We start from the raw sequence: 21,618 nt of genomic DNA, 5'->3' as shown, positions 1-21,618 counted from the left end.
TTTCATCCATTATTTATTCAAAGAGTTACTATCATGACCACAGCCAATGCTTATCCTGTTACTCAAACTATTCGTACCATCGGTATCTTAGGTGGTGGTCAGCTGGGCATGATGCTCGCCCAAGCTGCGCTACCGCTCGGCTACCGATGCGTGTTTTTAGAGGACAATGCGGACTGTCCAGCCAGCCTTTATGGTACGGTGTTTTCAAGCGCGCAGCTCGATGACTTTATCGCAGCGGCCGATGTCTTTACTTTAGAGTTCGAAAACACGCCAACTGCCACGGTCGAAAAACTGGCCAGCCTCTCAAAATCAGGTAACAAGCAAGGCATGTTTCCGCCGCCAGTGGCCTTAGATATCGCCCAAGACCGCTTAAAAGAAAAGCGGATGTTTAACAATTTAGAAATCGCCACGGTGCCTTTTCAAGAAGTCAGCTCTGAGGCTCAGTTAAAGCAGGCCTGCGATGAATTAGGGCTGCCCATCGTTCTAAAAACCAGCCGCGGCGGTTATGACGGCAAAGGCCAGTATGTCATCAAACAAGACAGCGACATCACCAAAGCTTGGCACGACCTCAAAGACGCGGTCAGCGGCAAAGGCAGCCTAACGCCTACCCCAGCGCCGCTGATTGCCGAAGGTTTTATCAACTTTAGCCGCGAGGTATCTATCATTGCGGCGCGCGCCCAAGACGGTAGTGTGCGCTGTTATGATTTGGTCGAAAACCACCATCATCATGGTATTTTGGCCAAGACCCAAGCGCCTGCTGTCGGCACCAGCCACATCTTTAGCCAAGCCAAAGAAGCCATCACCACGATCATGAACCACTTAGGTTATGTAGGCGTGATGGCGCTTGAGCTGTTTGTCACCAAAGATGCGCGCGGTCATGACTATCTGCTGGCCAATGAGATTGCGCCGCGTGTACACAACTCTGGGCATTGGAGCATCGAAGGGGCGATTACCAGTCAATTTGAAAACCATATCCGCGCGGTGGTCGATTTGCCATTAGGCGATACTGATAACGTCCATCCAGCGATTATGGTCAATGTGCTGGGTCAATACCCTAACATCAGCGACGTACTGGCTATCGATGGTGCCCATTATCACAGCTACCACAAGGCTGAGCGCGACGATCGTAAAATCGCTCATATCACCTTGATGCCCAATGACGTCACTGATTTAGAGCCATCGATGGCCAAGCTGGTCGCCATCTTGCCCAACAAAGTCGGTTTGGATAAAGAGTACGCTGCCATCCAAAAGCCTCAAGAGCCGGCCAGTCCACAAACGAATAGCACTGCCCAAAATACCAAATTGCTCGATAGCAAGGTCGCTAACACCGCTGTAACCCAAGCTACAGAGGGCCAAGTGGACAGTGAGGCGAAGGCACAGCCCACACAGGCCAAAACCACACAGGCCAAAAAATAATGCAGATTTGGGTAGATGCAGATTCGGTACCATCCATTGCCAAAGACTTGATTATCAAGACTGCTGAGCGCACGCAAACGGCGGCGATATTCGTCGCCAATCAGCCGATTAAACTGCGCCGCTCACCCCTGCTTACCATGACGGTGGTACCATCGGGGTTTGATAAAGCCGATGATTATATCGTTGAGCAAATACAGGCAGGCGATCTGGCCATCACCAGCGACATTCCTTTGGCCAATGATATTTTAGACAAAGGCGCGTTGGTCCTTACCACGCGCGGCGTCATTTATAATAAAGAAAATATTAAGCAAAAGCTGAACATGCGTGACTTTATGGATACCATGCGCGGCACTGGCGTCCTAGAGCCACAAGAGATGAGCGGACAAAAGCCTTATGGCGAGCGTGACAAAAAGGCCTTTGCCGATGGTCTAAATAAGCTAGTGCGCTAATCTCCCGCGTATTTTTGCCACTCTTGCAAACCCTATACACTCTATAACCAAACACTATGCAAACGGCACGCTTCATAACGAAGTGTGCCGTTTATTATTGTTAGCCTATATACAGTTTTTAAGATGTACGTTTTCAGACACGCTTTGATAAGACGATGACATTGGCAACATGCAGTATCGTTTAAAACACCGCACTATCAAATGTTCAATGATAAAAACGAGAACGTCATCGCAATTTATATATATAACAATAGGAATGCATATGAAAATTTTAGTGATTGGAGCAAGTGGCCGTGTGGGTACAGATTTGGTCGAGCAACTATTGGCAGACGACCATCAAGTCATCGGTACCACGCGTCAGGATAAAAAACTGTTTGATAACGACAATTACCGTCAGCTAGACTTAGATATCACCGCCGAAAAAGACGCCATCGCCGAGCAAATAGAGCAAGATATCGATGCGGTCTATTTTGTCGCAGGCTCAGGTGGCAAAGATGTTTTAGAAGTGGACTTACATGGCGCTGTAAAGACCATGCAAGCGGTAGCAGACAAAGGCATCAAACGCTATATCATGCTAAGCACGGTGTTTTCGTTAGACACCAGCAAGTGGGACACTCCTGGCATCGCTGATCTAAAAGAATACTATATCTGTAAGCATTACGCCGATCAGTGGCTGGTCAACGATAGCAAGCTTGACTATACCATCGTACAAGCAGGGGCTCTAAAGGAGCGTGCAGGTACTGGCAAAATCACCATCAATGATGACAATGCAGGCGAAAATGCGATTGCAGATGTGGCGGCGACCTTGACTGCGGTATTGGACGCAAACAATACCATCAAAAAAGTCTTTAGTCTGCATAATGGTGAAACCGCCATCAACGAAGCCATCGCCACGTTGTAGTAGATTAACGACAGTTACAGCTAAAAAAGACAAAAGCGAGTCAACCTTTTTGCTTGACTCGCTTTTTTATGATGGTCTATTAGAAGACATAATATCAGAACGCTTGCACTTACAGCCCAGTTACGCCAAACCACTAGGAAAGGCAATCACTTCCTCCAAGCTGCGCGCCCCTGTTGTCACCATCAATAACCGATCGATACCAACTGCGATGCCGCTACAAGGCATCAACGCATCAGAGGCTGCCAATAGATGCTCATCGATTGGCATGGCTGGCAGGTCATGCTGCTGACGCCGCTCATTGTCCTGCTCAAAACGCTGGCGTAACGCTGGCCCATCTGCCAGCTCATCATACGCATTGGCAATCTCGATGCCATTGATATACAGCTCAAAGCGCTTGGCAACGGTATTACCTTCTTTATCCACCGCGGTCTTTGCCAGTGCTGCCGTCGCTGGTGGATATTCAATAATCAGCGTCGGCAGATCATGACCTAAGTTTGGCTCGACGATGTGGCTAAACAGCAAGTCAAGCCAGCTTTGGCGGATGCTATCCTCGCTCTGACCGGCGTCATTTTTTTCGGCCTCGTTGATGCCCGCATTAAAATCAAACCCCATCAACCCTTTATCTTCTGCAACTGCTTGTAGCGTCGCAAGGCTGGCGGTCAGCGGATGAATCCCGACAAAATCCATAAAAGCATCGACATAGCGATAGTGACTTAGCACCACTGAATGACCATATAGCGCTTCTAATAACGCCCCCAGCTCGGCGGCCATATCCTCAAGACTATAATGAGGCTGATACCACTCCAGCATGGTAAATTCGATATTATGCCGCGCTCCTATCTCATTGTCTCGAAACACAGGACAGATCTGATAAATCGGCACTTGCCAGCTGGCGAGTAAACGCTTCATAGCAAACTCAGGCGAGGTATGTAGATAGTAGGTGCGCGGTTTGTCTTGATAGGTGACCGCCGCGGCGACCGACTGCAAAAAAGTATCGGTATTGCCCGCTTGCGACAGTAACGGCGTCTGCACCTCTAATACGCGCCGCGCTGCAAAAAACTGCCGCACCTTACTCATAAAATGCGCGCGCTGCTGTGCCATGGCAAGCGTCATGGTCGGCGCATAACTGGGCTGGGAGCAAGCGTTTGGGCTTGATGTGACTGATGCTTTGGAACTCATGATGATGTACTACAACTTTTATAAAAACCTATGGAAAATACGCCTAAAACTGCCACTCGCGGCGCAAATGATAGTCACGGCGAAGCTGATCAAAAGCCGCGGCCTTTACCTGACCCTCAGCGAGCGTGGCTCGCAGCGCTTTATCATCTTGCATGATGTCATAAAACTTAACCAGCCTATCAGGGTGCGCCTTTAGCTCAGACCACAAAAACATATTGAGCGGTAGCAGCTGATGCATCGACTGCGCAGGGCTGATTGAGAGTTTTTCACAGAGCGCATCATAGATCATTTGAGTGCCGCGCAGCTTACCTTCCAAGGTGTAGCCAGCGATATGTGGGGTGGCAATCGCCAGTTTGCTGAGCAGTGCTTCCTCAATTTGCGGCTCATGCTCAAAGACATCGAGCACCACTTGCCGACCGGTACGCTCAATATCCGCCTGCAAAGCAGCAGCATCGATGACGGGCCCGCGAGCACTGTTGATCAATAAGGTACTGGCTGGCATCGCATCCAGAGCGTTTTTGTCGATTAAATGCCGCGTTGGATACTCACTGGCATGACTACTATGATTGGTACTGCCCGCCGCACTGGTCGCATTTGCTTTGTCGGTCAAGGGCACATGCAGGCTGACCACATCGCTTTTTTCGATGGCTTGCGCAAAGCTGGCATTATTGAGGTTTGAGGCTGGTAGCAGCGGATCATAGCCGAGCACTTGCCAGCCCAAACTACTGGCATATTGCGCCAATGTACTACCGATATTGCCCAGCCCAATGATGCCCAATGTGGGCGGCGTCGATGACCGCTGCCAGTACTCAGGCCGCAAAGTCAAAATAGCGCCCAGCACGTACTGCGCCACAGAGTGCTTGCTACAGCCTGCCGCATTGGCAAAGTGAATACGACGCGCCGCTAAGTAATCTTGATCGACATGATCGGTGCCAATCGTCGCCGAACCGACAAACCTCACGCTGTCGTTGTCTTTCAATAAATCTGCGTTGACGTGGGTCACTGAGCGTATCAGTAAGACATTGGGCTGCGTATCCGCCAATAGCTGCGCGTCGATATCGCGCCCTGCCACTTTGATCATACGCACGTGCCGTCCTGTCGTCCCACTGAGCGTGTCATTATTAAAAAACTCAGACAAGCTGGCGATATTGCTATCGGCCACGATGGTAAGATCTGTTGCCGCATTTGGTTTATTTTCCATTGCCATATCCGCGCTCTTATTTAACATGGTCGTGTACCTCTATTCTGATTTAGTCACAGTTGGCAACGTCTGAGTCTCAGACAGTACCACGTCTTGCTGAGCAAATATCTCATTTTTATGCTGAGATATCCATTCACGCCAAACGGCCAGCCCAATGGCTAGCACCACAGGCCCGATAAACAAACCGACAAAGCCAAACGCTGTCAGCCCGCCCAATACCCCGATAAATATAATGATAAAAGGAATCTTGGTGGCACCGCTGATGACGATAGGCCGAATCAAATTGTCCACCCAGCTAATGACAAATATCCCCCACAGTGCCAAACCGATACCCTCTACTGTATGGCCTTGGCTTAGCAGCCAGACCGACACCCCGCCCCACACAAACGGCGTCCCAAACGGAATCAAGGCAATAATAAAGGTAACAATGGTCAACAAAATAGGACTGGGCGCGCCTGAGAAATAATAGCCAATACCCGCAAGCAAAGCCTGCGCCAGCGCGGTCAGCCCGATGCCATAGACCACCGCTCGCGTCGTCGTGCCGACCGAATCAATATAGCCATCGATGCGATTGCCAATGATATTGCGCAGGGCTTGGCGTATTTGCCGTACCAAACTGGTACCATCTCGGTAAAAAAAGAACAGCGTCATCAATGCCATACCCAGCTTGGCAAGTCCACTAAACACCACATCAAAGGCAACTTTGCCATAATATAAATGCGACTGCACCCACATCCGAAAAGCTTCTAGCGTGCCCTCTGGGTTTTTATTGATGCGCCACAAGATATCTTTGACCTGCTGACCGATAACTGGCAAGTCCTTGATAGACTCTGGCACATCCAGATAGCCCACCTTGATACGATAGATCAAGTTGCTGATAAGGCTCAACGCCTCTTGTTGTAAAATAAAAACCCCAATGACCAGCGGTATACCGATGATAAGTGAGATACTCACGGTCATAATCGCCGCGCTAAAATCCGGACTGAGCTTTACTTTTTCATAAAAAAAACTATAAATAGGAAACGTCACATACGCCAAAATCGCCGCCCACAAAGCCGGCACAATAAAAAACTGTACCACCTGAAAGCACAGTACAAACAACGCAACCAACAAGGTAATGGCCAGCAGGCGCTGAATAATAAATTCTTTTGTCCAGTTTTCAATCATAGCGTATAAACCAAAGGCGGACAGCAAAGACCATCACAGTTTTGCTGGCAAGTTTATAAATGGGTGATGAATATCCGTCTATAGATCATGTCCATAAGTCGTATTCACAAGCGAGGGTTTGTCCAACATTCATAGCGATAACACCATCACGATAGCAGTAGCAAGTCCTATGATACCGTAACACATTTAGCGGCCATTCTTTTTATAAAAACACGCCAAAAACAAAGCGATCATCACCCCTCATTATGCAACAAAATATCCCAAATAAATAACGCTATGTTGTAATCTTTACTTACAACTTTCTCTATACAATCTTACCGAGCTATGAGCACAATAACCACACTGCACCATAGGGTTTTGGTCGATAAAAACCATCACCGACAGCAGCGCGCTTCTGCCCATTTGCAGCAGATATCTCATCAGGTAATTCACCGGCGCGTTCTATTTGTCACGGTAATTGATGTTATACTAAAGCGATTATTTTACGCTTTTTGGGCGCATCAATGGCAATCCACCATAAAATAAAGACCGTTACAAAGCCGCTATCACATGGACATCACCATTTTGATATCAAATCAAGAGGTTAGCGTCGTGTTATCGATGACGCTAATTTGAGAGATTAGCAGGATATTGGCGCACGTATCAGGTGCCGCTTTACGCCTTCTCTCAAAGCGAAAGTTTCATCTAGGCGCTGTATGATTTAATAATCAAGCGGTCTATACCAGTGCTGTATAACCGCATTATTTTGCATAAATGTTGTTTGAATGAATGTTGGATTCTTAGACCCACACTGCCTGACCACATTTTAAATACTATATCGATAGGAAAAATAACAATGTCAAAAGACACTGATAATCCCAATCTAAACCCCTCGAGCGAGGCCAGTCATACCAGCAAGCCGCCAGAGACCGTTACTTTTGCACTGGCACAGTCACACTTTTTGGTCGGTGATATCACTGCCAACGCCGAAAAAATGCGCACCTTAGCGCTGCAAGCACGTGAGCAAGGCGCCGACGTTATCGTCTTTCCAGAGCTGGCCTTATTGGGTTACCCACCACAAGACCTATTGCTGCGCCCAAGCTTGTCAGGCCGCGTCAAAAGCGCGCTATCGACCCTAAGCGATATCGACGACATCGTCATGATTGTCGGCTATCCGCACGTCGATCATCACGGTACCTTCAACTCAGCGGCTATCTTACATAATGGTCATCAAAAAGGCTTTTATCATAAGCAAATCTTGCCAAACTATGGCGTGTTTGACGAGCGCCGCTACTTTGATAAAGGCCGCAATCAAGTGCTGTTTGACTATAAAGGTATCACCATCGGTCTGCTGATCTGCGAAGACCTGTGGGAAAAAGGCCCAGTCGCTGAGCTAAAAAAACAAGGTGCTGATATGATCGTCAGCCTAAACGCCTCACCGTTTGAGATCGAAAAACAAGAAAACCGCAAGACCATGCTGGCCAAGCGCAGCCGCGAAAACGACTTACCTATTATCTATATCAATGCCGTGGGCGGACAAGATGACTTGGTGTTTGATGGCGGCTCGATGGTGATACAAGCAGATGGCAGCGTCGCCCACGAAGCGCCGCGTTTTATGAGCCAATTACTGCTGGCCACTTTAGATGTCAAAACAGCCAAGTTCGACAGCCAAACCAAAGCGCCACTGAGCTTGAGCCGCGAGTCGGAGATGTATCAAGCATTGGTAGTGGGGCTACGTGATTATGTCAATCTTTCTGGATTTTCAGGTGTCATCGTCGGCCTGTCAGGCGGTATCGATTCTGCCTTGACGCTTTGTATCGCGGTCGACGCGCTGGGCGCAGATAAAGTCTATGCAGTGATGATGCCGTACGAATACACCTCACAGATCAGCTTAGAGGACGCGCAAGCACAAGCGCGCCGCTTAAACGTTTCTTATACTGTCTGCCCAATCTTTGATGCGGTGGAAGGTATCCGTCATACCCTAGCGCCACTGTTTAACAAATCGCCTGCTGATACCACCGAAGAAAACATCCAAGCACGCGCGCGCGGTGTGGTGCTGATGGCACTGTCCAACAAGTTTGGTCATCTGGTCATCACCACTGGCAACAAGTCAGAGCTGGCAGTTGGTTACTCAACATTATATGGCGACATGGCAGGCGGTTTTGATGTACTAAAAGACGTCTATAAATCACAAGTATATAAGCTGGCAAGCTACCGTAACCGCCTAGAAGACACGCCTGTGATTCCAGAGCGCGTCATCACACGGCCGCCGTCCGCTGAGCTGCGTCCTGACCAAAAAGACCAAGACAGCCTGCCTGATTATGATGTATTGGACAGCATCTTGATGTCGTATATCGATGAAGACATGGGCTATCAAGAAATCGTCGATAAAGGGTTTGAGGCAGCTATGGTGGCCAAGGTCATCAAGATGGTGGACAACAGCGAGTACAAACGCTGTCAGGCTCCTATCGGCACCAAAATCAGCCACAAAGCCTTTGGTCGCGAGCGTCGCTATCCACTGGTCAATAAGTGGTCAATCAAAGGCTAAACGCTCAGCGCTTTCGTCTTTAGTGTCTAAGTCTTTACTAACTTAGAAGCTAAAGCAGCGCTTAATACTATTTTACTTCCTTATGATTAGCTGGGTGCTTGCCCAGCTTTTTTGGTTTTTATACATAAGGATTCTATACCCATGCTGTTTTTCTTTTTATGCTAATCCTGCATTATTTTTAATGAATCTTATCTTTTACCGAGTCTGTCATGAGTTTGCTAACCGCTAGTGTGTTTTTGCTTTTATTACTTGCCTTGAGTGCCTTTGTCTCTGGCGCTGAGATTGCCATTGCTGCTGCTCGCAAGATCAAGCTACAAATCATAGCAAAAGAAGGAGAGGTACGCGCCCTTGATGTGCTACATATGCAAGAAAATCCTGGTGGCTTTATCACTGTGGTGCAGGTGGTGTTGAACGCCGTGGCCATCTCCGCAGGTGCTATCGGTGAGTCTGCTATCAGCCCTTATTTTCAATTGGTGGTCAAAAACGAAGCCGTCTCGTCAGTCACCTCCTTTGTCCTCATCACCAGCCTGTTTTCTTTGCTCGCGGACTTGATGCCCAGACGCTTGGCGATGTCCAATGCCGAGGCTTTTGCCGTGCGTTTGGTGCGGCCAATGATGGCGCTGACGTTTATCTTTAAGCCTGTTATTTGGGTGTTTGACGGCGCGGCCAATATGTTGTTTAAGTTTTTTGGTATCTCCACCATTCGTCAAGATGACATCACGCCAGAAGACATCTATGCGGTGATGGATGCTGGTGCCGAGGCAGGCGTGCTCAAAAAACAAGAGCATCACTTGATAGAAAACATCTTTGAGATGCAGGAGCGTACCGTCACCTCAGTGATGAACCCTCGCGAGCATATCGTGTACTTCGATACAAAAATGAGTACCGAACAAATCGTCGAGACGATGATTGAACAGCCGCACAATAAGTTTTTGGTCTGTCATGACGATGATTTAGAGCATATCATCGGCTATGTCGAATCTCGTAGTTTTTTGGCGTTGGTGCTCAATAAGCAAGAAGTCAGCCTCACGGACAAGTCCCTGATAAAACCAGCGCTGTTTGTGCCAGATACCTTGTCATTGTTTGAAGTGCTGGAGATGTTTAAATCCACAGGTGCTGACTTTGCTGTCATCGTCAATGAATATGGCTTGGTGGTGGGCGTCATTACCTTAAGGGATGTCATGAGCATCGTCATGGGCGAGCTTGTGACATTAGAGGAGCAGCCTATCGTTCAGCGCACTGACAACTCATGGCTGATCGATGGTATGACGCCTATCGAAGATGTGGTGCGCGCGCTCGATATCGTCAATCTGCCGCGCAATCAAAACTATGAAACCATCAGCGGCTTTATGATGTATATGCTGCGCAAAATCCCCAAAAAGACCGACTCTATCGAATATGCCAACTATCGTTTTGAGATCATCGCCACCGACAACCTCAAAATCACCCAAATGCTGGTTACCAGACTTGATGAGACAGGGTAACTGGAGAATAGTTAGAGAAAAGATAGGATGGCATCTACTCTCGCGACCCAAATATGGCGGTACCCACGCGCACCATCGTCGAGCCATGAGCGATGGCGTCCGCCATGTCCCCACTCATGCCCATGCTCAGCGTATCCCAATGCGCCAAGTCTGGATGCTTATCTTTAATATCTTCAAACAACTGCTGGGTACGGGCAAAGGCATTGGTATCTGTCTTGGCAGGGATAATCATCAGTCCGCGCAGTATCAGACGCTCATAGCGCTTCATGGCACTTATCAGCTCAGGCAACTCGGCTGGCAGACAGCCTGACTTACTGTCTTCATCATCAATATTGACCTGCACCAATACATTCAATGGCGGTAAATCCTCTGGCCGCTGATCATTTAAGCGCTTGGCGATAATGCCGCGCTCGACGGTTTGTACCCAATCAAAATGCTCAGCGATGTCACGGGTTTTGTTGCGCTGGATACTGCCGATGTAATGCCAAACGATATGCTCAGCGTCAGGTTGACTTTGTAGCTCATTGATTTTTTCGAGCGCCTCTTGTAAGTAGTTTTCGCCAAAGTGGCGCTGACCTTGCTGCGCCAGAGTCGCGATCATCTGTGCAGGTTTGGTTTTGGAGACGGCCAGTAGTGTTACCTGCTCGGCTTGAGAGTCCGCTTGCTCACAAGCTGCCACCACCTGTGCATGAACGCGTTGCCAATTGTCGATTAAGTATTGCTTATCCATAGTATTTTCGCTGTTGTTATATAGGTTTGTTTATAAGCTTCGCCCGTTGCGGTTGGGTCTAGCAATTGCGTCTAACATTAACTGTCTCGCTCCCCATCTGCGACCTACAATGCTAGACAAATTTTACATTTTCTTTGGGCAGTAGATGGTTAAATGCCGGCAGTCTTGTTATGATATTGTTACATGGTCTAACATATGCTACTGAATATAAGCGTCATGGTAAAGACAAGGTAGGTTGGCAGATCGCTTTACCCAAGGCTGCGTCCTGCTGCGCCAGATATTAGCATCACACCATCATTGGCTTTTACCATCTTTTGTTTGACCTTTTTTGACTGATAGGACTATCCGATTATGGCTGAAAAAAACACCTTAAGCATCGAAGACTTGTTGCGTTTTACGGTTAAACATAAAGCATCTGATTTACATATTTCAGCCGGTATGCCCGCGATGATTCGTGTCGATGGCGAGATGACGCGCATCAATATGCCAGCGATGACGCATCAAGCGGTGCATCAGCTGATTTATGACATCATGAATGACAAGCAGCGCGCCGATTTTGAGGAGTTTTTTGAGACGGACTTTTCTTTTGAGATTCCCAATCTTGCCCGCTTTCGGGTAAACGCCTTTAATCAAAACCGCGGCGCAGGTGCTGTGTTTCGTACCATTCCCTCTAAGGTCCTAACGATGGAAGATTTGGGCATGGGCGATGTGTTCAAACGCGTGTCAGACTTCAAACGCGGCGTGGTGCTGGTGACTGGCCCGACCGGCTCTGGTAAATCCACGACACTGGCAGCCATGATTGATTATATCAATGAGAGCCGCAAAGAGCATATTTTAACCATCGAAGACCCGATCGAATTTGTCCACGAATCGAAAAAAAGCCTCATCAACCAGCGCGAAGTACACCGTGATACCTTGGGGTTTGAGCCAGCCCTACGCTCGGCACTGCGTGAGGATCCCGACGTTATCTTGGTGGGTGAGCTACGTGACCTTGAGACCATTCGCTTGGCACTAACGGCAGCTGAGACTGGCCACTTAGTCTTTGGCACCCTGCACACCAGCTCAGCGGCCAAAACCATTGACCGTGTGATTGATGTGTTCCCTGCCGCCGAAAAAGACATGATTCGCGCCATGCTCTCAGAGTCGCTACAGGCAGTCATCTCACAGACCTTGCTGCGCCGTCAAGCAGGTGGCCGTATCGCCGCCCACGAGATCATGCTAGGTACGCCGGCCATCCGTAACCTCATTCGCGAAAACAAAATCGCCCAGATGTATTCGGCGATTCAAACAGGCGCAGGCGACGGTATGATCACCCTTGACCAGACTTTAAAAAACCTCGTGGCCAAAGGCACCATCAGCAAAGACGTGGCGCGCCCTTATGCCAAGCAGCCTGAGACTTTTTTATAGGCGGTAATTTGCCATTAAGACAGCACTGACGCAGTGCTCTGCAGTATCAGCATCACTGCGGACATCACGGATCACATAATTTTAGATATTTTTTTAGGCGATTGACATCGAAAGCAGGTACAACATGGACATTGATAAACTATTGCAGTTAATGATCAATAAAAACGGCTCTGACCTTTTTATTACTGCTGAAGTGGCGCCTTCGATGAAGGTGAATGGCAAGATATTGCCTGTGGGTAAGACCCCGCTGACTCCTGCCCAAACCCTAAAACTGGTCCAAAGCGTCATGACGGCCAGTCAGCAGCAAGAGTTTAAAGAGACCAACGAGTGTCAGTTTGCCATCACTGATGAAGCCAAGCAGGCACGGTTTCGGGTCAGCGCGTTTGTACAGCGCGACATGGCTGGGATGATTTTGCGTAAAATCGAAAACAAAATCCCAACCGTCGAAGAGCTGCGCCTGCCACCTGTTCTCAAAGAGCTGGCGATGAAAAAGCGCGGCATCATCCTACTGGTCGGTGCGACAGGTACGGGTAAATCGACGACGCTTGCTGCCATGATCGGCCATCGCAACCAGAACTCGCAAGGCCATATCATTACTATCGAAGACCCGATCGAGTTTGTCCACAAGCATCGCGGCTGTATCATCACCCAGCGCGAGGTCGGTATCGACACCCACTCTTTTGAAGCAGGTTTAAAAAACACCCTGCGCCAAGCCCCTGATGTCATCTTGATTGGTGAGATTCGTAACCGCGAGGTCATGAGCTACGCGATTCAGTATGCTGAGACGGGACATTTGGTATTTGCCACGCTGCACGCCAACAACGCCAACCAAGCCATTGATCGTATCATTCACTTTTTTGAGACCAGCCGTCACAACCAGCTGTTTATGGATTTGTCGCTCAACCTGCAAGCGATCATCGCCCAGCAGCTCATCCCAACACCGGATGGCAAAGGGCGACGCGCAGCGATTGAGATTTTATTAAACTCCCAGCTCATCAGCGACTATATCCGTAAAGGCGAGATTCATGAGATTAAAGATGTGATGAAGCGCTCACGAGAGAGCGGCATGCAGACCTTCGATCAGGCACTGTTTGATTTATATGAAAACGGCGAGATCACCTATAAAGAAGCGATCTTGCATGCTGATTCACCAAACGATTTGCGCCTAAAAATCAAGCTCAGTAGCAAAAACAGCGCCCATCTTTTAGACGAAGGCGCAGACGGTTTGTCGCTAGATATCACATAAGCTTAGCGGTTGAATCAAGACCATAAAAAAAGCCCTCATAAAAAAAATCGTGAGGGCTTTTTGCTGCGTGCTAGTATTTGAGTATGTAAGCACTTAAACAAATAACAAAACGGTTAAAGGTGATAAAGCCTTATCAGACTTTGATAACTTAACCGCTGTTATTTGACGCTGTCTTTGCATTCTTGATCATCACAAATACCGTATAGCACCAGTGAGTGACCCGATAGTTTAAAACCATGCGACTCTGCAACTTTGAGCTGCTCCTCTTCGATAGCTTCATTATGAAACTCGACGATTTTGCCGCAGTGGTCACAGACCAAGTGGTCATGATGCTCTTCTTGGGTGATCTCAAACACCGATAGATTGTTTTCAAAGTTATGACGCTCGACGATGCCCGCTTGTTCAAACTGGGTCAATACTCGATACACCGTGGCCAGCCCCACATCTTCGCCTTGGTCGATCAGCGCCTTGTACACCTCTTCGGCACTCATATGATGCAGCTCTGCATTTTCTAGCAGCTCTAAAATTTTGATACGTGGTAAGGTGACCTTCAACCCTGCTTTGCGTAAATCTTGATTGGTAAAAGAAGCCATAATATCCCTTGTGACTGTGACAGTCTTAGCAAATAAAGAACCAAAAAATAGGAGGTAGATAAGCTAATAAACTACTTTATAAAGCGTGTTTTATCTAAGACATGCCAAACATGCCTTTTGCAATTCATTGATATCTCGCGTATGACCCTTGCTTATCTTTAACGCCTATATGGTCTATCATTTCGCCGAAAATATCAATGCAAGTCCATGAATTTAAAAAACAAATAACCAAATCGCCTCGATAGCGTTTGGTAAATAATGTCGTAAGTGGTAGGCAATTGCAAGTAAATGACGTATCATTTGTTCAAGATAGTCGGCCAGACACCTTAGCATTGATGGTGGCCGCACCTAACCCATTTCTTATGAGTCATCTTACCATGATAAAGACATTAACTTTTCGTCCGTTCAGCCCTGCACGCACATTACGTAACATTATTCTAACCAGTATGCTCAGCGCTACCGTCGCGATGTCCGGCTGCTCTTTACTGAGTGTTTATAAGATTGATTTACCACAAGGCACTGCCATCACCCAAGCCCAAGCACAAAAGCTGCAAGTGGGTATGAACCAAAACCAAGTGCTATACATCCTCGGCAGTCCTGCGATTAAAGATACCCTAGAGCCAAAGCGCTGGGACTATATCTACGACTATCAAGCGGGCACTGAAGGCCAACGCCAAGGCATTGCTGATGTCAAAAATGCCAGCCAGCACCTGATTGTCTACTTTGATGATAATGGTTTGGTCAGCCGCATCGAGGGTATAGAGAGCTTGCCTGCGTCGTAACATGAGGGCTGACAAGCCGCTAGCTTCGTGATTTGTTTTTGCGCTGAGACATCGGATCAGCGCTCAAACTACGATAGACTTCGATACGATCAAAAGGCTGCAAGCGATAGCTAAGCGGCTGTTTTTTCGCATAGACACCCACATGCCAGCGCTTTGCCATTGGGGTTGCCACCTCCGCCATCTCCTCGCACCACGCGGCCAAAGCGGCAAACTGCGTCAGCCACCCTGCTTGCGATAGCGCTTCATACAGCGTGGTATCAGGGCGCACCTGTAGTGACTGGTAGTGCTGACGCGTGGCATCCTCGGCATAGGCCAAATATACGGTGATAGCGTCGTTATTTAGCTCAGCCACTGTAGCACCCAACCTAGTAATGCCAATATCAGAGCCAGTGGTACCACCAACCGTATCGCCACGCGCCACAAGTTATAAAACCCTTCACTACCGAAATTAAGCGACTTGCGCAAATGACTGATTTTCATTTGCCAGCCAGCAAATATCGATAGGAGCAGCACCGCGATACTACTGATAATAACCAAGATACCGACCAACCAAGTGGCAGGAATCACAACGACCAGCGCCAATGCCACCACCAAAGTGATCACCAAGCTCACTACCAGCCCAAACTTATGCGCCAGCTGCTGGGTACTATAGTGCAGCAAATAACTGGCAACGAATAGCACCCCTACCCAATACAATAGCTGAGCGATAGGCGGCAATGCCATGCCACTGACAAACAAAGCCATCATCCCGACTAGCAGTTGCAGTATCCAAATCGGTAGCACCAGCTTGGTCGCACGTGGCTCGGCGGCCAGACGGCTACGAGCAGGTTTTTGGGCGTTGTGATTGTCCACACCGACGGCGGTCACTGACTGCTTGCTGGCCAAGCTTTGACCGAACCAATACAGCCCCGTACCCGCCCCCACACTGACCAGCGCCAAGGCAACCGCACGCGCCCACTCGCCTAAGCTCACCTCTGTCATGGCAAAGTCAATATTTGGCAGTCCATTGACCGCACCCAGCAGTAGCCCCGCAACCATCAACCCCAGACCAATCGGTAACGGCGCGACACCCACTAGGCTCAGCAATACAGCGATGACCATCAGACCTGCCGCCATTGCAAAACTCGGTAGCGCAGGCGCGCTATCAAGCGCCGTCAAAGCCGCCAAGATACCTGTACTAGCGCCCGAGATGACCAACGCAGCGATGACAATCGACACCAGCGCCGCAAGCCAACCAAAACTGCGCCATATCGGACTGGCATCCGCCTCGCGGGTCAGCTTTTGCATACCAGCCAGTGGCGCATCGACGCTCCGATACGCCAGCGCTATCTCTGCATACACCACAGGTAGCGATACCAATACCATCGCCAGCAGCCACAATAGCCAAAAATCTATCTCACCGACTGAGGCAGGGGCAAACCAGCGAAACAACAGTAACGGCAGCAAGGCAGCAATGAAGTAAGAAGCATAACGGATCATCATAATCTAAATCCAAATGAGCTAGGGCGTGTCATCGTTTATGTCATTGACTATATAGCTAAGGTGCAAAACACTGAGCTTGCAACAACAAACCTTAAAACAAAGAAGCTGTTAACAGGCAAACTTTCATGATAGTAAGCCCACAATCGATCGCAACAGGCTAATTGACGACACGCGCTTAAGTGAGGAACAGTAATTTATCACGATACAACATCATGACATAAAGGTAAGCCCCTATGAGGGGTTTTATCTTTATAAGGTCATGATAGTGATAATATAAGGGAGCAGCAGTTATAAAAAAACCCCGAAATCGGGGTTTAATCATTAAACAATGCTTCATTATCACATAATAACGACTGGCTATCAGGCACTCATTATCAAATCAACGGACAACCGCGCTCTGTGGCCTGTGCCGTGATTGCTGCAGATTAGTGAACGGCACTGATGTAGTCTGATAGGATACGAATATCACGATCTGATAGCTTCGATGCTACCGTCTGCATCATACCCATCTCACCTTCTTTGGCAGCGTCGTTGATACGTTTTTGCTCATCGCTATCGATATCATCGGCTCGGCCTGCGGCGCGGAATAGTTTTAGCTGAGTTGAGATATACTCGGCATGCTGGCCGCCTAAGCGCGGAAATGCTGCCCACTCGTTACCAGCGGCATCTGGACCATGACAGCCTGCACAGCCGATCACGCCGCGCGACTTATCACCACCCAAATAGAGTTTGGTGGCTTCTTGGTTGGTCGCAGGATTACCAAAACCGACACCCCAAGGAGCTTGGCTGGCATAATAACCTGCCACATTGGCTAGGTCTTGCTGAGATAAGTTGGCGACTTGCGACTGCATGATGCCATTCTTACGATAGCCTGTTTTAAACTCGACCAACTGCTTATAGAGGTATTTTACGTTTTGGCCACCCAAGTTAGGCTGCGCAGGGACAACGCTAACACCATCAACACCGTGACAAGCAGCGCAGACGGTCTCTGCAATTTTCTTGCCTGCATCGACGTCATGCTCAGGAACAATAATAGCAGCTTGTACGCTGAAACTTGCAACGCATAAGCTGGCAGCAGCGATTAACTTTTTCATTGATACAAATCCTACTAACTCGGTGTAAGCATTATTTAGAGTGATTGTACTGATAAGATACCTGATACCGACCGCCCTATAATCAGCGAGGCAAGTATATAATTTAAGGTCTTGGCCACAAGCAATCTGAAAGTACTTACTAACATCAGGGTTTATTTTCGATTATTATAGCAAGACTTTGTAGCATTTGCCTACTTAATCGTCACATCTACCAGTTTTTCTAGTCGGCTTATTATGCCGCTTGCAAAAAAATAAAAGCGCTTTCGGGCAATAAAGCCCAGCGCTTTAGATGGCATGACTTATTGATTTTCTACTGATTATTTGCTCATATACTCGATCAGCTGACGGTAATCATCATCACTGCAGCTGTCACAGAGTCCGCCCGCTGGCATCTGCGTCATGCCACTTTTTACTGAGTTTATCAAGGTTGGCATGCTCTTTTGTTTGATGAGCTGCTGCCATTTGGCGCTGTCGCCTTTTTTGATGGCATTGAGTGCGCCACTATCGTGACAGGCTGCACATGAGTTATTATAGGTCGCTGCGATATCAGCAGCAGCGCCCGTTATCATCGTGCTGCCTAAGATGAGCGCCGCCGCGCCGCTTATGAGTACACGCTGAGTACGGTCAAAAAGTGTGGTGATTGAAAACATTGAACACCTCCTTTGGATATGACATTCGTTTAGTCTATTTTTTGATTAAACGTGTGTCGCTAACTATCTCTTAGCAAATATTGTAACAATGTATGTCATACAAATACAGATAAATATAGTTTGGCTTTGGTAACCTAATGATGACTGGTGTTACTACTATGATAGCCTGCGATATGTGAGTGCCTGTGATATTTATATGATATTAATTGCCGTTATTTCAATAAGTAAGCGGACGAATAGTATAGAATAAGCAATTATCAAGTCGTCTGCCATGCCGACTGCTATAAACGTTATGTGACGCTTATGCCCTACTGTCGCCTCTCGCTGGTCTAAACGACGCAACGCCTTACCACTGTATCCAATTTTTTTAAGATTAATGAGTCACTTATGAGCACCCCGTTTACCGATGCCGCCACCGACCAAGCCTTATTTAACACCAAGTCTCGTCAAAAAATTCAACAAACCGCTTTTATGATGTCAGCGCCGACTTTTCGCCTTTGTCCTGCCGATATGGGCTTAGAGGTCGCCTTTGCAGGCCGTTCAAACGCGGGCAAATCCTCTGCCATCAATGCGCTGACCAACCAGCGCCAACTGGCACGCTCGTCCAAAACCCCTGGTCGTACGCAAATGATCAACTTTTTTAGCGTCGGTGATAGCGACAGACGACTGGTCGACTTACCAGGTTATGGCTACGCCGCTGTCCCTTTAGAGATGAAAAAAGAATGGCAGGTTGAGCTAGAAGAATATCTGGTATCGCGCTCAAGCCTTGCAGGGCTAGTGTTGATGACAGACATCCGTCATCCGCTTAAGTTTTTTGATGAGCAAATGCTGCATTGGGCCAAAGATGGAGATTTGCCCGTACATATCTTGCTTACCAAAGCAGACAAGCTAAAATACGGCGCCGCCAAAAACGCCCTGCTCAATACCCGTAAAAGACTAAAAAAACTGGGGTTAAACTGTAGCATTCAGCTGTTTTCTGCCTTGCGCAAAGAAGGGTTAGAGGAGCTGGCTGGCGTGATGGGCAAATGGTATGAATATCAGCTCGATGGCGATAAAATCATTGAAACCAGCCTCAGTGAGTCTGCCGACACTCAAGATGGCGAGACGACGACAGCTGTAGAAGGGAGTGATGCAAAAGACGGCGCTAAATAAGCTGCGCCACGCGGAAAAGCGGCGTGCTAGGGCGTGTCTTTATTTTGAAAATAGTGATGAAAATGAGATAAATGGCGGTCAAACAAGGAAAATAGCGCCGTTAATATCGGGATATAGACCAGCTATTTGACGATGGTTGACAAGATTTGGCCACTTTTAGCCCATTTAGATAACTATAGTCGATGCACTCTAAAAAGCGCATAGCGCTACTGGGATGAATTTTGCGCAGCCTCTGGGAACGCAGCACGCAAGTAAAATTTATACCAGTAGCGCGTTTAAATTTATATAACAGTTTTATTTTCAACTGGCTATAGCGAGTGACTTGAAGACACGCCCTCGCCACATAATAGCGCCATCAATGCTTGCGGCGTCTCAACCTGATAGTTAGGCTGCTGCGCGGCAAGCTCTGCCGCTGATGCTGTGCCATAATTGACCGCAATACTGGTCATGCCCAGCTGCGTCGCCATCTCGATATCATAGACGCTATCACCGACAAAAACCGCGTCGGCAATACCCTGCTGAGTAGCCTGTAATATATCAATGAGCATCTGCGGATCAGGTTTTGAGCCTGCTTCATCAGCACAGCGGGTCATCACAAAATACTGATGACTGCTCGAGGCTGCAAGCACCCGATCTAGACCTTTTCGTTTTTTGCCTGTGGCCACGGCCAGCTGTTTGCCTTGACGCTGTAGCGTTTGTAGCATGCTTTCTATCGGGGCAAACAGCGGCGTGCGATGGCTATTGGCAATATAGTACTCAGCATAGCTTTGCTGAATGGCCTGCTTTTGTAAATCGCTGGCCTGCGGATATAAAATATCAATGCCATTCAGCAGGCTAAGACCGATGATATCTTGCACAGCCTTATCTGTCGTTTGAAACCCGTGCGCCTCCCCTGCCACATGCATGGCCTCCACGATTAAACCCACCGAATCCATCAAGGTGCCGTCCCAATCAAAGATAATCAGCGTCTTATCGGCCAGATTATGCGGGTTGGATACGTGAGAGCTGGCTTCGGCAATAGCAATACTGGCAGCAGATTGTGGATTCATAAATAAACCTTGATAACTGTTAAGACTTGACGACCTTTAAAACTTGATAACTGACGTGTGACTTGATGACTTTTATGAATAAAGACTATGAATAACGACGATACATGGCGAGTGTCAATACAAAAACGTCACGGCGACTTATCAAAAATAAGCGGGCGTGACGTTTAGCGCACGTATTCGACTTTATCGTCCGTCCTTAGCGCGTGTTGAACAGTCACAAGAAGATAGACACACTGTCATCATACGCGAGAGTGGGACAAAACTAATGGGACAATACTAGGGCGTGTCCCTAATCTGGAAAAGCAAGTATAAAGCCTTTAAAATAAAGAGACTATTTACCACATGGCTCTCTAAATTATGGCAAGAACAGTGCTCAATGATAATACATGGGAACAACTCCAAAGTACCATGAAAGCTCATGGCTGTCATACTTGGAAAAACGACAGACAAGTCATGGAAGCCATATTGTGGAAACTTCGTACAGGAGCCCCATGGCGTGATATACCGAGTGAGCTATGTCCATGGAAAACCGCCTATAATCGATTTAACAGGTTGTCAAAAAAAGGCTTATGGGAGCAATTTTTTTTGACCTACGAGCAAGTATTGATGAAGAATGGGTATTCGCAGACGGAAGCTACATCCGCTGTCATCAGCATTCAAGCGGCGCCAGACGAGGAGAACTTCGAGCCACTGGAAAATCTCGAGGTGGAACAACCACCAAGATACATCTCGCCGTCGACTCGCATGGAAACCCGATTGATTTTAAAATCACTGGGGGTGACGTCCACGACAGCCAAGCGGTAGATGACATCATAGAGATGTTAACGGATGCGACCTACTTCATTGCTGATAAAGCTTATGATTCTGAAACCATTAGAAACAGGCTAAAGCAAGACAACATAAGCCCTGTCATCCCTAAAAGAAGAAATGCTAAACAACCAGATGTAGCGTTTGATCATTATTTATATAAGCTACGACACTTAGTTGAAAACACGTTTGCAAGGCTAAAGCAGTTCCGTAGTATTGCGACTCGATACGAGAAATTGGCTCGTAATTATAAGTCTATGCTGTATCTAGCTTGTACTATGATTCATTGCAAACTGAATTAG

At 47.9% G+C, this 21,618-nt stretch carries 20 protein-coding genes; 10 read left to right on the top strand and 10 right to left on the bottom strand.

The features are described from left to right. Window positions 1-33: 33 nt before the first annotated feature. The 3 genes from CAP50_RS01995 to CAP50_RS01985 all read left to right on the top strand — a co-directional run bounded on the left by CAP50_RS01995 (window position 34) and on the right by CAP50_RS01985 (window position 2,766). The gene (locus CAP50_RS01995; RefSeq protein ID WP_100748852.1) at window positions 34-1,416 is read left to right on the top strand and encodes a 5-(carboxyamino)imidazole ribonucleotide synthase; all 1,383 of its coding nucleotides are present in this window, start codon (window positions 34-36) and stop codon (window positions 1,414-1,416) included. Next, complete coding sequence (locus tag CAP50_RS01990; protein WP_075101764.1) at window positions 1,416-1,865, top strand: YaiI/YqxD family protein; 450 nt, start codon at window positions 1,416-1,418, stop codon at window positions 1,863-1,865. The genes CAP50_RS01995 and CAP50_RS01990 overlap by 1 nt, the downstream gene beginning before the upstream one ends. 262 nt (window positions 1,866-2,127) lie before the next feature. After that, complete coding sequence (locus CAP50_RS01985) at window positions 2,128-2,766, top strand: NAD(P)H-binding protein (RefSeq protein WP_100748851.1); 639 nt, start codon at window positions 2,128-2,130, stop codon at window positions 2,764-2,766. Between the two features lie 120 nt (window positions 2,767-2,886). Here CAP50_RS01985 and epmA read toward each other — a convergent pair whose 3' ends face one another. From epmA to CAP50_RS01970, 3 genes are read right to left on the bottom strand one after another with little or no spacing between them, the layout of a single operon-like run. Further along, a complete protein-coding gene (gene epmA, locus CAP50_RS01980) occupies window positions 2,887-3,945 on the bottom strand; it encodes an EF-P lysine aminoacylase EpmA (protein WP_100748850.1) in 1,059 nt (352 codons plus the stop codon). A 43-nt stretch (window positions 3,946-3,988) separates the two neighbouring features. Beyond that, on the bottom strand, window positions 3,989-5,146 hold the full coding sequence (locus CAP50_RS01975) for a 4-phosphoerythronate dehydrogenase (RefSeq protein ID WP_100748974.1): 1,158 nt from the start codon (window positions 5,144-5,146) through the stop codon (window positions 3,989-3,991). Between the two features lie 39 nt (window positions 5,147-5,185). Continuing rightward, window positions 5,186-6,313 carry an AI-2E family transporter gene (locus CAP50_RS01970; protein ID WP_100748849.1) on the bottom strand — a complete coding sequence of 376 codons (1,128 nt, stop codon included), beginning with the start codon at window positions 6,311-6,313 and terminating at the stop codon, window positions 5,186-5,188. 835 nt (window positions 6,314-7,148) lie between these two features. Here CAP50_RS01970 and CAP50_RS01965 point away from each other — a divergent pair. Next, entirely contained in the window at window positions 7,149-8,840 is a 1,692-nt protein-coding gene (locus CAP50_RS01965; protein ID WP_075101768.1) for an NAD+ synthase, read from the top strand. A gap of 209 nt (window positions 8,841-9,049) precedes the next feature. Then, window positions 9,050-10,324: a hemolysin family protein gene (locus CAP50_RS01960; protein WP_100748848.1), complete on the top strand. Its 1,275-nt coding sequence runs from the start codon at window positions 9,050-9,052 to the stop codon at window positions 10,322-10,324. A gap of 34 nt (window positions 10,325-10,358) precedes the next feature. Here CAP50_RS01960 and CAP50_RS01955 read toward each other — a convergent pair whose 3' ends face one another. Then, window positions 10,359-11,054 (bottom strand): YggS family pyridoxal phosphate-dependent enzyme, encoded by a 696-nt coding sequence (locus CAP50_RS01955; protein WP_100748847.1) that lies wholly within the window; start codon window positions 11,052-11,054, stop codon window positions 10,359-10,361. Window positions 11,055-11,405: 351 nt separating this feature from the next. On the opposite strand from CAP50_RS01955, the gene CAP50_RS01950 reads away from it, so the two are divergent. Together CAP50_RS01950 and CAP50_RS01945 are read left to right on the top strand one after the other, a co-directional pair. Beyond that, window positions 11,406-12,461 (top strand): type IV pilus twitching motility protein PilT, encoded by a 1,056-nt coding sequence (locus CAP50_RS01950; RefSeq protein ID WP_100748846.1) that lies wholly within the window; start codon window positions 11,406-11,408, stop codon window positions 12,459-12,461. A 124-nt stretch (window positions 12,462-12,585) separates the two neighbouring features. After that, window positions 12,586-13,707: a PilT/PilU family type 4a pilus ATPase gene (locus CAP50_RS01945; protein ID WP_100748845.1), complete on the top strand. Its 1,122-nt coding sequence runs from the start codon at window positions 12,586-12,588 to the stop codon at window positions 13,705-13,707. 158 nt (window positions 13,708-13,865) lie between these two features. On the opposite strand, the gene fur is transcribed toward CAP50_RS01945, so the two are convergent. Further along, on the bottom strand, window positions 13,866-14,300 hold the full coding sequence (gene fur, locus CAP50_RS01940) for a ferric iron uptake transcriptional regulator (protein WP_075101773.1): 435 nt from the start codon (window positions 14,298-14,300) through the stop codon (window positions 13,866-13,868). 362 nt (window positions 14,301-14,662) lie between these two features. Between fur and CAP50_RS01935 the strand changes: the two genes are divergently transcribed. Next, window positions 14,663-15,082: an outer membrane protein assembly factor BamE gene (locus CAP50_RS01935; protein WP_100748973.1), complete on the top strand. Its 420-nt coding sequence runs from the start codon at window positions 14,663-14,665 to the stop codon at window positions 15,080-15,082. A gap of 19 nt (window positions 15,083-15,101) precedes the next feature. Here CAP50_RS01935 and CAP50_RS01930 read toward each other — a convergent pair whose 3' ends face one another. From CAP50_RS01930 to CAP50_RS01915, 4 genes are all read right to left on the bottom strand, one after another. Further along, window positions 15,102-15,434 (bottom strand): RnfH family protein, encoded by a 333-nt coding sequence (locus tag CAP50_RS01930; protein ID WP_241900603.1) that lies wholly within the window; start codon window positions 15,432-15,434, stop codon window positions 15,102-15,104. Beyond that, window positions 15,422-16,564: a hypothetical protein gene (locus CAP50_RS01925; RefSeq protein WP_100748844.1), complete on the bottom strand. Its 1,143-nt coding sequence runs from the start codon at window positions 16,562-16,564 to the stop codon at window positions 15,422-15,424. Before CAP50_RS01925 ends, CAP50_RS01930 begins: the two co-directional genes overlap by 13 nt. Window positions 16,565-16,989: 425 nt before the next feature. Further along, the gene (locus tag CAP50_RS01920; protein ID WP_075101776.1) at window positions 16,990-17,658 is read right to left on the bottom strand and encodes a c-type cytochrome; all 669 of its coding nucleotides are present in this window, start codon (window positions 17,656-17,658) and stop codon (window positions 16,990-16,992) included. 317 nt (window positions 17,659-17,975) lie between these two features. Then, window positions 17,976-18,308 (bottom strand): c-type cytochrome, encoded by a 333-nt coding sequence (locus CAP50_RS01915; RefSeq protein ID WP_100748843.1) that lies wholly within the window; start codon window positions 18,306-18,308, stop codon window positions 17,976-17,978. 387 nt (window positions 18,309-18,695) lie between these two features. Here CAP50_RS01915 and yihA point away from each other — a divergent pair, with 387 nt between their 5' ends. Beyond that, on the top strand, window positions 18,696-19,460 hold the full coding sequence (gene yihA, locus CAP50_RS01910) for a ribosome biogenesis GTP-binding protein YihA/YsxC (protein ID WP_198411582.1): 765 nt from the start codon (window positions 18,696-18,698) through the stop codon (window positions 19,458-19,460). A gap of 308 nt (window positions 19,461-19,768) precedes the next feature. Here the strand turns inward: yihA and CAP50_RS01905 are convergent, their stop codons facing one another. Next, on the bottom strand, window positions 19,769-20,509 hold the full coding sequence (locus CAP50_RS01905; protein WP_100748842.1) for an HAD family hydrolase: 741 nt from the start codon (window positions 20,507-20,509) through the stop codon (window positions 19,769-19,771). Between the two features lie 357 nt (window positions 20,510-20,866). Between CAP50_RS01905 and CAP50_RS01900 the strand changes: the two genes are divergently transcribed. Then, a protein-coding gene (locus tag CAP50_RS01900; protein ID WP_198411581.1) for an IS5 family transposase occupies window positions 20,867-21,618 on the top strand; the annotation gives its coding sequence in 2 pieces (ribosomal slippage) (window positions 20,867-21,095 and window positions 21,095-21,618; 753 coding nt in all).

The organism is Psychrobacter sp. L7 (genome assembly GCF_002810365.1).
GTDB lineage: Bacteria > Pseudomonadota > Gammaproteobacteria > Pseudomonadales > Moraxellaceae > Psychrobacter > Psychrobacter celer.
This window is presented reverse-complemented; position numbering and strand designations above follow the sequence as displayed.

Coding starts and splice junctions, on each gene's coding strand:
- CAP50_RS01995 (WP_100748852.1), top strand. CDS start 34: ATGACCACAGCCAATGCTTATCCTGTTACTCAAACTATTCGTACCATC.
- CAP50_RS01990 (WP_075101764.1), top strand. CDS start 1,416: ATGCAGATTTGGGTAGATGCAGATTCGGTACCATCCATTGCCAAAGAC.
- CAP50_RS01985 (WP_100748851.1), top strand. CDS start 2,128: ATGAAAATTTTAGTGATTGGAGCAAGTGGCCGTGTGGGTACAGATTTG.
- epmA (WP_100748850.1), bottom strand. CDS start 3,945: ATGAGTTCCAAAGCATCAGTCACATCAAGCCCAAACGCTTGCTCCCAG.
- CAP50_RS01975 (WP_100748974.1), bottom strand. CDS start 5,146: ATGGAAAATAAACCAAATGCGGCAACAGATCTTACCATCGTGGCCGAT.
- CAP50_RS01970 (WP_100748849.1), bottom strand. CDS start 6,313: ATGATTGAAAACTGGACAAAAGAATTTATTATTCAGCGCCTGCTGGCC.
- CAP50_RS01965 (WP_075101768.1), top strand. CDS start 7,149: ATGTCAAAAGACACTGATAATCCCAATCTAAACCCCTCGAGCGAGGCC.
- CAP50_RS01960 (WP_100748848.1), top strand. CDS start 9,050: ATGAGTTTGCTAACCGCTAGTGTGTTTTTGCTTTTATTACTTGCCTTG.
- CAP50_RS01955 (WP_100748847.1), bottom strand. CDS start 11,054: ATGGATAAGCAATACTTAATCGACAATTGGCAACGCGTTCATGCACAG.
- CAP50_RS01950 (WP_100748846.1), top strand. CDS start 11,406: ATGGCTGAAAAAAACACCTTAAGCATCGAAGACTTGTTGCGTTTTACG.
- CAP50_RS01945 (WP_100748845.1), top strand. CDS start 12,586: ATGGACATTGATAAACTATTGCAGTTAATGATCAATAAAAACGGCTCT.
- fur (WP_075101773.1), bottom strand. CDS start 14,300: ATGGCTTCTTTTACCAATCAAGATTTACGCAAAGCAGGGTTGAAGGTC.
- CAP50_RS01935 (WP_100748973.1), top strand. CDS start 14,663: ATGAGTCATCTTACCATGATAAAGACATTAACTTTTCGTCCGTTCAGC.
- CAP50_RS01925 (WP_100748844.1), bottom strand. CDS start 16,564: ATGATGATCCGTTATGCTTCTTACTTCATTGCTGCCTTGCTGCCGTTA.
- CAP50_RS01920 (WP_075101776.1), bottom strand. CDS start 17,658: ATGAAAAAGTTAATCGCTGCTGCCAGCTTATGCGTTGCAAGTTTCAGC.
- CAP50_RS01915 (WP_100748843.1), bottom strand. CDS start 18,308: ATGTTTTCAATCACCACACTTTTTGACCGTACTCAGCGTGTACTCATA.
- yihA (WP_198411582.1), top strand. CDS start 18,696: ATGAGCACCCCGTTTACCGATGCCGCCACCGACCAAGCCTTATTTAAC.
- CAP50_RS01905 (WP_100748842.1), bottom strand. CDS start 20,509: ATGAATCCACAATCTGCTGCCAGTATTGCTATTGCCGAAGCCAGCTCT.